Origin of the sequence: Natranaerofaba carboxydovora, from assembly GCF_022539405.1 — a bacterium.
Lineage (GTDB): Bacteria > Bacillota > Natranaerobiia > Natranaerobiales > Natranaerofabaceae > Natranaerofaba > Natranaerofaba carboxydovora.
In genome coordinates this window covers 796594-809200 of the sequence record NZ_CP054394.1, presented here as the reverse complement: position 1 = coordinate 809200, position 12607 = coordinate 796594, and the positions used below count along the sequence as shown (strand labels likewise).

The window sequence follows — 12607 nt, the reverse complement described above, 5'->3', positions numbered from 1 at the left end:
ATCCCACAAAAAAAGAAAAAAAGCAAGATTTAACTTGCCTGCAAAAAAAATCCGCAGACCTACTTAAAGTATTGGTAAAATCCTGGAAATGATATGTCAGCACATTCAGGGTTTTCAATATATGTTTTACCTGTGGAAATTTTGGCTGCCACAGATAAAGCCATGGCAATTCTATGATCATCAAAGCTTTTTACTCTTTCTCCTTTTAAAGGAGTTGGGCCTTTTACTATGAAGCCATCTTCTTTTTCAGATATATTTGCTCCCATTTTGGTAAGCTCAGATGTAATTGCTTTAATTCTATCCGTCTCTTTATATCTAAGCTCTTTGGCATCTTTAAGTACAGTAGTGCCTTGCGCCTGGGTTGCTAGAACTGCGAATAATGGCAATTCATCAATAACGTTGGCAACAAGGTCCCCTTCAACGGTACATGCTTCTAGGGTAGGATTATATTCGGCTTCAATATCGGCTATTGGCTCATTACAGCTGATTCTTTCATTTTTTATGTTAAACTTTACCCCCATTTTTTCTAGTACCTGCAAAAATCCTGTTCTAGTAGGATTTATTCCTACTTCTTCAACAATAATATTACTATCCTCTTTAAGTATAGTACAAGCAATCAAAAAGGCAGCCGAGGAAAAATCTCCTGGAATTTTGATCTCATAGCTAAAATTTAATTTTTCTGCAGGTTTCATTGTAATCTTACGAGCACCTTCGGTTTCGCTCACTTTAGAACTGTCTATATTTACCCCCATAGCCTTTAACATTCTTTCTGTATGATCACGAGTCCTAGAGGGTTCAATTACCTCTATTTCCTCATCGCAATATAACCCCGCTAGCAAGATTGCCGACTTTACTTGAGCGCTTGCCACAGGCAGTTTATATTTTGTTTTAGAAGGTTTTTCTTTTCTTCCAAGGCAACAAAGAGGTAGTTTATTAGAGTTTTCTCTCCCATGAAATTTAGCACCCATTGATGTCAAAGGCTCTACAACTCTTTTCATTGGTCTAGCTCTAAGTGAGTCATCTCCTGTTATACAGCTAAAAAACTCCTGTCCACTAAGCACTCCTAACAAAAGCCTGGTAGTAGTTCCTGAGTTATTAGCATCTAATACATCATAAGGTTCATACAAATATAAAGATTTGCCTTCAATAGTTAGTACATCATCCGGGTTTTGATTCCAGTCTATATGTACTCCTAACTTTTCCATACAATCTAAAGTAGAAAGACAATCTTTGCCGTTTGAATAACCAAATATCTTTACTGTATCCTCAGATATTGAACTTAATATAGCAGCCCTGTGAGAGATAGATTTGTCTCCCGGCACTTTATATTTACCTTTTAAAGGATTAGTTGCATCAATTATTTCCACCATATTCTAATCTTCATCCTCCTCAAAAAGCTCATTTAGGAAAGTTTTTTTCTAGCATTTTTTATTTCATCTAAACACTTAATCAGCTCATTTTTATCATCATTTTCTACCATATTTATAATCTCGTCCCCTTGAGCTTTAAATTTTTCTACCCACTTTTTCAAATTATCTTTATTTCTTATAAATATTTCACTCCACATTTCACTATCTCCCATAGCTACTCTGGTTGTATCTCTAAATCCCCCAGCAAACAGTTCTTTATCAATCTGCAATTCTTCATCAAGCATCACACAGGCCACCAGTGAAAAAGCCAAAAAATGAGGGAGATGACTGATAGAAGCCATAACATAGTCATGTTCATCCGGATCCATAATTACAGGTTTAGCCCCTATTCTACTAAGCAAGTTCTCTACAAAATTTAATTTATCAAGACCTGATTCATGATCAGTTAATGGTGTTAGAATAAACGGCCTATTTATAAACAACTCCGAGTCAGCATATTCAACACCGCTTAACTCGGAGCCTGTCATTGGATGTCCTCCTATAAAATTCACGTTTTCTGGCAATACTTCAACAGCTTTTTTACAAACATTACTTTTAGTGCTACCTACATCAATTAGTACAGCATCATCTTTTAGCGAAGAGGACACTTTCTTTAGCAGATCTTCGATCTGAAGAACGGGCGCACCCAGAATTATCATATCTCTGTCTTTTATTCCTTCAACCACATTCGTCGTGTAATCATCAATTATCCCTTTTTTGGCAGCATTAATAAGAGCATTCTCGGACTTGTCTATACCGATTATATCCAAAGACACATCGCTTTTTTTAATGGCCCAGGATAAGCTACCAGCAATCAAACCTACTCCTATTACCGCTATTTTTTTCATCATCTCACCTCTATAGTTTTCTACCAACCACCGGAGCAATCTCTTTCAATTCTTTTACTAATTTTCTTAGTCCACCAAAATCTAACGACTGCGGCCCATCAGAAACAGCACTCTCAGGATTTGGATGAACCTCGATCAAGAGCCCATCAGCCCCAGCTGCAACAGCAGCTTTACTCATCTGCGGAACAAAATCTGACTTACCAACCCCATGACTTGGATCAACTACTACTGGAAGATGACTTTTGCTTTTAACTACAGGAATAGCAGAAAGGTCTAATGTGTTTCTTGTAGCTGTTTCAAAAGTTCTTATCCCTCTTTCACAGAGTATAACTTTGAAGTTACCTTCAGCCATAATATATTCAGCAGCCATCAACCATTCCTCTATGGTTGAGCTCATTCCTCTTTTCAAAAGTACAGGCTTTTCCTGTTTGCCTACAGCTTTTAGAAGATTAAAGTTTTGCATATTTCTAGTCCCAATCTGCAGCACATCAACATGATCTTTAACAAGCTCAACCTGTTCCTTATCCATAACTTCAGAAATCACTGAAAGCCCTTTTTCCTCTTTTACTTTTTTAAGTAATTTTAGTCCTTCTTCACCAAGTCCCTGGAAACTATAAGGTGAGCTTCTAGGCTTATAAGCCCCGCCTCTCAAAAACTGACACCCGGTCTCTTTAGCCACCTTTGCCGTATCTATAAGGATATTTTCATTTTCAACAGCACAAGGACCGACCATCAGAATTAACTCTTCTCCACCAATTTTGGTATGGCCAATATCTATCACTGAATCTTCAGGTTGAAAGTCCCTGCTAACCAGTTTAAACGGTTGACTAACAGAAACCACTTTTTCCACATATGATAGTGCTTCCAAAGACGATTTTACTTCTTCTTTACGATCCCCAATAACTCCTATTACTGTCTTGTGATCGCCTTTAGAAAGATTAACTCCAAAACCCCATCCTTTTAGCTTATCAATTACTTCATCAACATTGTTATCCGTTGATTCTCTTCCCATAACTACTATCATGTTTTATTCCCCCAATCTCATATTCCTTAATTATTCATAGCATTAGCATCATTACCTTTTCTTTCGGCTAGAATCTCTTTGATTTTATCACATAAATAACGATTGTCTTTTTCTTTGCCAACGGTCAATCGAAAATAACCCGGCAGCCCGAGTAAACTGCCTGGACGCATAATAATTCCTTTTTTCATAAGTTCGTCAAATAATTCCATATCACAAAATGGTGACTTAACATTCAAAAAGTTAGCCTCTGTATCTTCAGCTTCAAAACCTAATGTTTTGAGTGTCTTTTGTAAGTATTTTTTCTCTTTAAAATTTTCCTTGCGGCTTTTTTCTATATGTTCTTTGTCTTCCAAAGAAGCAATAGCAGCCTCATGGGCAACGGAATTCACATTAAATGGTTCTCTTACCTTCTCAATAGGTTCAATAATTTCGGGAGAAGTAATACCATATCCAATTCTTAGGCCTGCAAGACCATGAATTTTTGAAAAAGTCCTCAGGGTAACAATTTTTTTGTTATTCCATTTGTTGTCTTTGAATAATTTTAGTGCATCTGCAAAATCATCGGATTCTACATATTCAACATAAGCTTCATCAAAGACTACCAAAACATCGTCAGGAACTTTGTTTAAAAATCCTTCGATTTCATCTTGTGTAACAATTGTGCCTGTAGGATTGTTGGGACTACATATAAAAACAATTTTGGTCTTGTCTGTAATAGCATCTGCCATTTTGTTTAGATCATGTTTGAAAGATTTAAGCGGTATTTCAACTACATTAGCATCCATAAGCTTTGCAATATGCTTATATATAGGAAAAGTTGGCCAAGCAGTAACAATCTCATCACCAGGATCTAAGAAAGTTTCTCCAATCAATTTTATTACTTCATCAGAACCACATCCAAGGGTTATATTTTCAAAAGAAATATCTAATTCCTCGGATAATTTTTCTTTCAATTTTCTGTACGAACCATCAGGATATACATAAACTTTTGAGGCATAATCTTTAATAGCCTCTACAGCTTTTGGTGAAGGACCTAAAGGATTTTCATTACTTGCAAGCTTAACAACTTTATCAAGTCCAAATTCCTTTTTTACTTCTTCTTCAGTTCTTCCTGGAACATATTTTTTTAAATTTGAAACACAACCTCTACAAATATCTACCATGATATTTGCCTCCTATTTTTAAATTTTATACTGCTGACGAATCTCAGATGTATCAATTAAAAACACTTCATTTTTGTAAGTATACTTTTGAACCAAAATAATACTTCTAATGAATAAAGTACATAAATACAGAAAAACTTCCGCCCATACTGGACGAAAGTTTTAACTTCCGTGGTCATACCCTCAAATAAAACCAAAGGGCGGCAACCTGCGAGGGCCTATTAAAATAACTTACTTATTATAACTTTTTATAACTTTCTTGTTTTATTGTTTGAAATGAATTTTACTAAGCTATATCTACTTTGTCAAGTAGCAGCCTCATTCAAGTATCAAACTTAACTTTACACCAAAAGCTCTAAAATTTGAACAGCGTTAGTAGCCGCACCTTTTCTTAAGTTGTCAGCAACATTCCAAAAGTTTAGGCCATATTCTACAGTATCATCTTCTCTAATCCTTCCAACAAAAACACCATCTTTATCATCTAATTCAAGTTGAAGAGGATATCTATCATTTTGAGGGTCATCAATAACCTCTAACCCTTCAGTATTTTCAAAGAGTTCAATAGCCTTTTCTCTTGTTACTCTTTTTTCAGTCTCAACATTAATTGCCTCACCGTGACCATTAAATACAGGAACTCTCACACAGGTAACTGAAACCTTAATGTTTGGATCTAACATCTTTTGAGTTTCATTTACCATTTTCATCTCTTCGCCTGTATAGCCATTTTCATTAAACTTATCAATATGAGGTATGGCATTAAAGGCAATTTCATGCTGATACACTTCCTCCTCCCCTTTCATTCCTGCAAGAGAAAGAGCAGCATTTCTTCTAAGTTCATCAACACCTTCCTTACCAGATCCAGATACTGCCTGGTAAGTGCTAACTATTACCCTTCTAATATTTGCATAATCATGAAGGGGCTTCAAACTAACAAGCATTTGAGTTGTAGAACAGTTAGGGTTAGCAATAATACCATTATGTTTTTTGGCATCTTCCGGGTTAACTTCAGGAACTATTAAAGGAACATCATCAAATAATCTAAAATATGAGCTGTTGTCTATTGCTACAGCCCCCTGTTCTTTGGCTGCAGGAACCAACTCTTTACTGATAGAGCCACCAGTTGCAAACAATATATAGTCAAGCCCTTTGAAATTTTCTTTCTTAGCTTCAATTACTTCATGATTTTCACCAAATGCTTCTACTTTTTGCCCGACAGATCTTTTAGAGGCCAGTAATTTTAATTCTTTTGGTTTCAAATTTTTTTCTTCTAATACCTGTATCATTTTTCTACCAACTGCACCCGTAGCCCCTACTACACCTAAGCTAAATGAACCCATAAATACACACCCTCCCTAAAATCATATTCACTAATATTATATTACATCATCAACTATGGTTTTGTTCAACTATCAAATATATCCTTGATACACTTGCCAATAATAAGATAACCTTGGCTTACGTGCTAAATATATTATTGATTCTGGTGCAAAAAGTCATATGAGCAAAGTTTTGTTTAATTGTAATACATCCAACACTTTACTTTTGTGAATAAACTTTTTGCACTAGAACCATTATAAATTACAGGCTTAGCTGCGAACCTATCCTTTCCATTGCCTCTTCTAATCTATTTTCATCCACAGTCAGCGAAATTCTAAAGAACCCTTCTCCATATTCTCCAAACCCTACTCCAGGAGTTACTACAACACCTGTTTCTTCTAGCACTCTTGTAGTAAATTCTGAAGCAGTATATCCTTCAGGCACAGGCGCCCAGACATAGAACGAAGCTTTTGGAGCCTCTACATTTATACCTACTTTTTTCAAGGTTTCTACAATTTTATCTCTTCTTTTCTCATAAATTTTATTTAACTCATTTACGCTATCCTCACCATTTAACAATCCTTCCACTGCAGCTAGTTGAACTGCTTGAAAAACTCCCGAGTCCACATTTGTTTTGAAACGTCCAAGGGCTTCAAGGGCAAATTCATTTCCAACAGCATAACCTATTCTCCAACCTGTCATGTTAAAAGCTTTTGATAAAGATCCAAATTCAATCCCTATATCTTTTGCACCTTCTGTCTCCAAGAAACTTGGAGCTTTATAACCATCAAATCCGATTTCAGTATAAGCAGAATCGTGGCAAACTAGAATATTATACTTCTTACAAAACTCTACAACATCTTTAAAAAACTCCTCTGTTGCAATTGCAGCTGTTGGGTTGTTGGGGTAGTTCAAAAACATAATTTTAGCTTTCTTAGCTACATCTTCTGGTATCTTGGATAAGTCAGGCAAAAAGTCATTCTCTTTTTTCAAAGGCATCTTGTAGCTTTCTCCACCGGCAAACATTGTCCCTATACCATAAACAGGGTAACCTGGATCAGGTACAAGGTTTATATCTCCTGGATCAACAAAACATTGAGATATATGTGCTATTCCTTCTTTTGATCCAATAAGCGATACAACTTCCTTATCCTTGTCAATGTCTACTCCGAAACGCTTATCATAATACTTACTAACAGCTTCTCTATATTCGTCTAGACCAACATAAGATGGATACTTATGGTTTTCAGGACGTTTAACTTCTGATATCATCCTATCAATTATAAATTCAGGTGTTGACATATCTGGATCTCCAATACCTAGCCTTATAACATCAACACCATTCTTCTCTGCTTCTGCTACTTTTTTGTCAATTTCCGCGAATAAATACGGTGGTAGTTTTTCAATCCTTTTTGCAGGTTTCATTTTAATAATTCCTCCTTTATGTTTTTTTACCAGAATTCAGGTCTCAAATTACCTGTGTACACAAATTCAGCTTTCCCACTCATATATATGTCACCACTTTCATCCTTAGCCCACTTTATATTCAGTGACCCTCCAGGAAGATTTACCTTAGCACTATTACCAGTATAGCCATTTAGAGCTGATGCAGCAAGGGCCCCACAAGCGCCTGTTCCGCAAGCATATGTTCTACCAGCACCTCTTTCCCAGACTTTTACAGTAATCTCTTCTTGATTATGAACTTTTACAAACTCTACATTTGTACCATTAGGAAATAAATCATGTTTTTCAATATATGGGCCCAAATTATTTATTAGCTCATCATCAAAATCATCACAGAAGATCACAGCATGAGGGTTACCCATTGACACTGCTGTTATTTCAAAGCTACCATATGGAGTCTCTACTTTTTCACCAATAACATTTCTAGATGCTCCACTCATGGGTATATCTTTGCTGTCTAATATAGGCCTACCCATATTAACTTCAACCTCTTTAACAATATCATCATTTTTTATTATTTTAAGCTTTTTACTTCCACCTTTTGTTGTTATTACCAGGGTATCTTTTTTTATTCCCTTAGCTTCATACAAGTACTTTCCAATACAGCGAACTGCATTGCCGCACATCTCTGCTTCGCTTCCATCAGAATTAAAAATCCTCATACTATACGTTTGATTATCATCCCTAGATATCAGTACTAAACCATCTGCACCTACACCAAAGCCTCTTTTACATACTTTCTCTGACAGCTTGCCCCAATCATAGTTTTCTGGAAGCGAGCGCTCTAAATAGTCAAGTATTATAAAATCGTTACCAAGTCCATGCATCTTAGTAAATTTCATTTATTTACATGCCTCCCGCAGAAAAGTATCTTTAGATAGTAGATCTTCATATGTCTCTCTTTCTATAATTACATGTGACTTGCCATCTTTAACCATAACCACTGCTGGCCTTGGCAAAAGGTTATAATTATTTGCCATTGAATAAGTATAGGCACCACAGCTAAGCATTGCCAGAATATCCCCTGACTCTACTTTAGGCAGTTCAATATTTTCTATTAGAATATCCCCTGACTCACATGCTTTACCTGCTATAGTAACTTTTTCTTCCTTTGGCCAGTCTAGCTTATTAGCCAAAAGGGCTGTATATTCAGCACTATATAATGCAGGTCTAATATTATCACTCATACCACCATCTACTGAGACATACTTCCTTATCCCTTTAATCTCCTTGATTGAACCTATAGTATACAGCATTATACCTGCTTCGCCTATTATAGAACGCCCTGGCTCTAGCATCAGCTTAGGTGCTTTTATATCATTTTCTTTTGCAAAATCCTTAACTGTTTTTGTTACCATCTCTACAAACTCACTTATTACTTCTACTTTTTCTTCACCAGTATATCTTATTCCTATACCTCCGCCCAAATCCAGTTCTCTTAGCTCTAATCCATAATTTTGTTTTATTTTTAAAATTAAATCCATCATGGTTTTAGCAGCTAGTTTAAAAGGTTCCTTGTCAAATATTTGAGAACCAATATGACAATGCAGCCCCTTCAATTGAATTACATCTATATTATTAATCCTATCTATAACTTCCCAAACCCCATCATCTGTTATATTGAAACCAAACTTTGAATCTTCCATACCTGTTTTTATATAATCATGAGTATGAGCTTCAATTCCAGGAGTTATCCTAATATAAACATCAGCAGCTTTATTCTTTATTCGACACAACTCTTCAAGTAGCTCTAGCTCATAAAAATTATCAACCACAATTCTGCCAACATCGTTATCAATTGCTAACTCTAATTCATCCTTAGATTTGTTATTACCATGAAAATATATTTTTTCTGTAGGAAATTGTGCTTTTATTGCTGTATATAACTCTCCTCCTGAAACAACATCCAACCCAAGCCCTTCTTCATCCATTATTTTGCAAATAGACCTGTTAAGAAAAGCCTTGCCCGCATAAATTACCTGGTAATCATCATAGTTGTCCTTAAAAGCATTACTATAACTTCTACAGTTTTCTCTTATTTGCTTTTCATCCAATACATTTAGTGGAGTCCCGTGTTCTTCAACTAATTTTAGTACGTCACAGCTTCCAATCTCTAACTTTCCTTTTTCATTTTGACCTATAGTTCCTGGAAAAAACATTACACCATCTCCTTAAGTAATTATATATAAACACAAAACGGCTAACAGTCACACCGTTAGCCGTGCGTCGTATCGACCAGGCTTTGATAGTTGGTTAAACCACCACTTATATAATCCTACCACCTAAGCATTTAACTTGTCAATATATTAAGGAGCAGCAAAAAACCCCCGGTTATTAACTATAATAAATTTTACAGTTAAATACCGGGGAATTATCTTAGTGACAATCATCTTCTCCCTCATTTTCTCCAGCATCTTCTCCAACTAACTCTTCTACTTCATCTTCATTTACTATCCTTGTTATATATGGTTTAAATTTATTGTCTTCTTCACGTATTCTTTTATCATAAATATAAATGACAAAAAAAGTAAGAACCAAAAATGTTACTCCTAATATTATACTAAGCACGTCAGGGTTCATCCCGAGTTCTTCTCCCCATATGTTGCCTATAACAAGTCCGGCAAGAAAAGTTAAAAGTGGAATTAAATATAATATGAAAGAAGCAGATAGTACAGCTCCACTTTTAATACCTAACATCACATAGTCGCCCTCATGAACATTTAGGGTGTTTTCTACTTCAATTGATTTCTCTGTATTACTAACAATCCCCAAGTTGCAAGCTCCACATTTTCTACAAGAAGTATGTCTTTGTACTTTTACAGTAGCTTTAGTACCCGAAAGAGAGATAACTTTTGCAACCTGGCCCTTGTTTTCACTTTGATTTGTACCTGCAGCATTCACCATCTTAACTTCCCTCCAAGCCGGCAGTCATCACAATTACTACGTCATCTAGTTATATATATTACATATATACTCTAACATTGTTTTTCTTATTATGCAATGTTAATCCGCTGTCATATCTTCAACTATTTCCCTGGCAGCTTTATGGGGAGGAATCTCTCTCTTTTCAACCTGGTTCATTAAAGTTCCTTCTTGCCTTTTAAACATTTCTTTTTCAATCTTATTCATTAGATTGTCTTTAACAAGCTCTACTACATGATCTCTTGACCTCTTTTTCCTAAGTTCTTCCCATCTTTTAGATGATTTCAGGTATTCCTGGTGTTCAGATATTTTCCCGGTTAATTCTTCAATTCCAGTATCCCCTGTTGCAGCAGTCTGGACCACAGGCGGGATATACTCCACACCCTCTTCAGAAAAAGACTCAAGCATAACTTCAACCTCTCTTTGCATTTTTCTTGAACCAGGTAAGTCAGATTTATTAATCACAAATATATCTCCGATTTCCATGATTCCCGCTTTCATTGTTTGTATACTGTCTCCCCCGGCGGGAGTTAAGACGACAATATTAGTATCAGCCATCTTTACTATATCTACTTCACTTTGCCCTACACCAACAGTCTCTATAATCAAAATATCATATCCTGCTGAGTCTAATATAGAGATAGTTTCTCTTGTTGCAGCACTAACACCACCCAAACTGCCCCTGCTGGCCATACTTCTAATATAAACACCAGGATCCATCGAATGCTCTTGCATTCTTATCCTATCGCCCAGTATAGCTCCACCACTAAAAGGGCTAGAAGGATCTACTGCAATAATGCCTATCTTTAAATCTTTACTACGCCAGTTTTTAACCAATTGATTTACAAGTGAACTTTTGCCAGCTCCGGGGGCACCAGTGATTCCTATAATATGAGCACTACCTGTTTTTGGATAAACTTTTTCCATTAATTCTTCTAATGATTCATCTCTTCTTTCAACAAGGCTTATAGCTCTTGCCACACTCCTTGGGTCTTCCCAATGTATATTAGTATTAATAATCTCTGATCTCATTGTTCTTCCTCCTGACGCCATTCAATATTCAACCCCCTGCCTGGCCTCTACACCATTATCAAAATGGTGTTTGACATCTTTAACCTCTGTTACCAAATCAGCCATATCTATAATATCTTTATGAGCATATCTGCCAGTAAGAACTAACTCTAGCTCTTTTGGTTTATTTTTTATTAGCTCTTTTAGCTCACCTAGCTCTATTAGCCCAAAATCTACTGCAATTATTATCTCATCCAATACAATTAAATCATACTCACCACTTTGTACTTTTTCCTTTGCGATTTCGTATCCTTCTCTTGCAAGTTCAACATCACGGGGATCTGGATCTTCTCTTTTAACAAATTCATCTCTTCCAATTTGCTTTACTTCAAGGCCTTCAAGTTTTTTAGACATTTTAAATTCCCCGTATCTTTCACTACCTTTCATAAACTGAAGCACAAAAACCTTATGGTTATGCCCTAGATTCCTAAGGCACAAACCAAGGGCAGCAGTAGTTTTACCTTTTCCGTTTCCTGTATATATTTGAACAGTACCTAACTTCTTATCTCCCTGCATATAGCTACCTCCTACTATTATATCATTACAAGGATACTATTGGTGTTTAAACTCAGGTTTTCTTTTTGAAAGAAAAGCATTCATACCTTCTGTTTGATCTTCAGTAGAAAAACAAACAGAAAATGCACTAGATTCTATTAACATTCCCTGTTCAGCAGTAAGTTCTGACTGCTTAGTTGAAACTTCTTTCAGTATACTCATTACTACCCCACTTTTATCGGCTATTTCGCTGGCTAATTTTTCTCCTTCACTTTCTAATTCTTCACCAGATACAACTCTATTTACAAGCCCTCTTTCAAGGGCTTCGTCAGCTTTCATCATTCTGCCTGTAAACATTAATTCTTTAGCAAATGCATCTCCAACAACTCTAGTTAACCTCTTAGTACCTCCAAACCCAGGGATTACACCAAGGGTTATTTCAGGTGTTCCAAGCCTGGCATTGTCAGATGCAATTCTCATGTCACACGAAATTGCAAGCTCACAACCTCCTCCAAGTGCATAACCATTAATCAGTGCTATGGTAGGCACAGGAAAATTTTCTATCTCCATAAATACTTCCTGGCCTTTCTTAGAAAACTCTTTAGCCTCTTTAGGTGACATATCTTTCATCTCACCTATATCAGCACCTGCGACAAAAGCCTTATCTCCAGCACCTTTTATTATCACTGCCCTTACGCTTTTATCTTTTTTAAGATTGTCAAGACAGTTTGCAAATTCACTAAGTACCTGAAAATTCAGAGCATTAAGGGCTTTGGGCCTGTTAATCTCTATCCAAGCAATACCATTTTGAACTTTGGCATTTATAAGTTCTGACATGTTAATACCCTCCTCGCAAATTGTTATATATATAATCAGATTTAGGCTGCCAAAAGT

At 36.1% G+C, this 12607-nt stretch carries 12 protein-coding genes; all 12 read right to left on the bottom strand.

The genetic code is table 11. The features are described 5' to 3' along the window. Positions 1–59: 59 nt before the first annotated feature. The 12 genes from aroA to ACONDI_RS03855 all read right to left on the bottom strand — a co-directional run bounded on the left by aroA (position 60) and on the right by ACONDI_RS03855 (position 12550). Positions 60–1370, bottom strand: coding sequence for a 3-phosphoshikimate 1-carboxyvinyltransferase (gene aroA, locus ACONDI_RS03910; RefSeq protein ID WP_241080175.1), 1311 nt, complete (start codon positions 1368–1370; stop codon positions 60–62). A 32-nt stretch (positions 1371–1402) separates the two neighbouring features. Beyond that, the gene (locus tag ACONDI_RS03905) at positions 1403–2257 is read right to left on the bottom strand and encodes a prephenate dehydrogenase (protein WP_241080174.1); all 855 of its coding nucleotides are present in this window, start codon (positions 2255–2257) and stop codon (positions 1403–1405) included. Between the two features lie 10 nt (positions 2258–2267). Then, the gene (aroF, locus tag ACONDI_RS03900; protein ID WP_241080173.1) at positions 2268–3281 is read right to left on the bottom strand and encodes a 3-deoxy-7-phosphoheptulonate synthase; all 1014 of its coding nucleotides are present in this window, start codon (positions 3279–3281) and stop codon (positions 2268–2270) included. Between the two features lie 26 nt (positions 3282–3307). Next, entirely contained in the window at positions 3308–4444 is a 1137-nt protein-coding gene (gene hisC, locus ACONDI_RS03895; RefSeq protein ID WP_241080172.1) for a histidinol-phosphate transaminase, read from the bottom strand. A 341-nt stretch (positions 4445–4785) separates the two neighbouring features. Continuing rightward, the gene (locus ACONDI_RS03890) at positions 4786–5781 is read right to left on the bottom strand and encodes an aspartate-semialdehyde dehydrogenase (RefSeq protein WP_241080171.1); all 996 of its coding nucleotides are present in this window, start codon (positions 5779–5781) and stop codon (positions 4786–4788) included. Positions 5782–6022: 241 nt separating this feature from the next. Continuing rightward, positions 6023–7186 (bottom strand): LL-diaminopimelate aminotransferase, encoded by a 1164-nt coding sequence (locus ACONDI_RS03885; protein WP_241080170.1) that lies wholly within the window; start codon positions 7184–7186, stop codon positions 6023–6025. Positions 7187–7212: 26 nt separating this feature from the next. Next, the gene (gene dapF, locus ACONDI_RS03880) at positions 7213–8067 is read right to left on the bottom strand and encodes a diaminopimelate epimerase (protein WP_241080169.1); all 855 of its coding nucleotides are present in this window, start codon (positions 8065–8067) and stop codon (positions 7213–7215) included. Next, positions 8068–9384 carry a diaminopimelate decarboxylase gene (lysA, locus tag ACONDI_RS03875; protein ID WP_241080168.1) on the bottom strand — a complete coding sequence of 439 codons (1317 nt, stop codon included), beginning with the start codon at positions 9382–9384 and terminating at the stop codon, positions 8068–8070. Between the two features lie 217 nt (positions 9385–9601). Then, positions 9602–10129, bottom strand: coding sequence for a SoxR reducing system RseC family protein (locus ACONDI_RS03870; protein ID WP_241080167.1), 528 nt, complete (start codon positions 10127–10129; stop codon positions 9602–9604). Between the two features lie 99 nt (positions 10130–10228). After that, positions 10229–11179, bottom strand: coding sequence for a methylmalonyl Co-A mutase-associated GTPase MeaB (gene meaB, locus ACONDI_RS03865; protein WP_241080166.1), 951 nt, complete (start codon positions 11177–11179; stop codon positions 10229–10231). A gap of 21 nt (positions 11180–11200) precedes the next feature. Then, positions 11201–11734 (bottom strand): cob(I)yrinic acid a,c-diamide adenosyltransferase, encoded by a 534-nt coding sequence (cobO, locus tag ACONDI_RS03860; protein ID WP_241080165.1) that lies wholly within the window; start codon positions 11732–11734, stop codon positions 11201–11203. Between the two features lie 36 nt (positions 11735–11770). Further along, a complete protein-coding gene (locus ACONDI_RS03855) occupies positions 11771–12550 on the bottom strand; it encodes an enoyl-CoA hydratase-related protein (protein WP_241080164.1) in 780 nt (259 codons plus the stop codon). Positions 12551–12607: the final 57 nt, after the last annotated feature.

Coding starts and splice junctions, on each gene's coding strand:
- ACONDI_RS03890 (WP_241080171.1), bottom strand. CDS start 5,781: ATGGGTTCATTTAGCTTAGGTGTAGTAGGGGCTACGGGTGCAGTTGGT.
- dapF (WP_241080169.1), bottom strand. CDS start 8,067: ATGAAATTTACTAAGATGCATGGACTTGGTAACGATTTTATAATACTT.
- aroA (WP_241080175.1), bottom strand. CDS start 1,370: ATGGTGGAAATAATTGATGCAACTAATCCTTTAAAAGGTAAATATAAA.
- ACONDI_RS03905 (WP_241080174.1), bottom strand. CDS start 2,257: ATGAAAAAAATAGCGGTAATAGGAGTAGGTTTGATTGCTGGTAGCTTA.
- ACONDI_RS03885 (WP_241080170.1), bottom strand. CDS start 7,186: ATGAAACCTGCAAAAAGGATTGAAAAACTACCACCGTATTTATTCGCG.
- ACONDI_RS03855 (WP_241080164.1), bottom strand. CDS start 12,550: ATGTCAGAACTTATAAATGCCAAAGTTCAAAATGGTATTGCTTGGATA.
- lysA (WP_241080168.1), bottom strand. CDS start 9,384: ATGTTTTTTCCAGGAACTATAGGTCAAAATGAAAAAGGAAAGTTAGAG.
- aroF (WP_241080173.1), bottom strand. CDS start 3,281: ATGATAGTAGTTATGGGAAGAGAATCAACGGATAACAATGTTGATGAA.
- cobO (WP_241080165.1), bottom strand. CDS start 11,734: ATGCAGGGAGATAAGAAGTTAGGTACTGTTCAAATATATACAGGAAAC.
- meaB (WP_241080166.1), bottom strand. CDS start 11,179: ATGAGATCAGAGATTATTAATACTAATATACATTGGGAAGACCCAAGG.
- hisC (WP_241080172.1), bottom strand. CDS start 4,444: ATGGTAGATATTTGTAGAGGTTGTGTTTCAAATTTAAAAAAATATGTT.
- ACONDI_RS03870 (WP_241080167.1), bottom strand. CDS start 10,129: ATGGTGAATGCTGCAGGTACAAATCAAAGTGAAAACAAGGGCCAGGTT.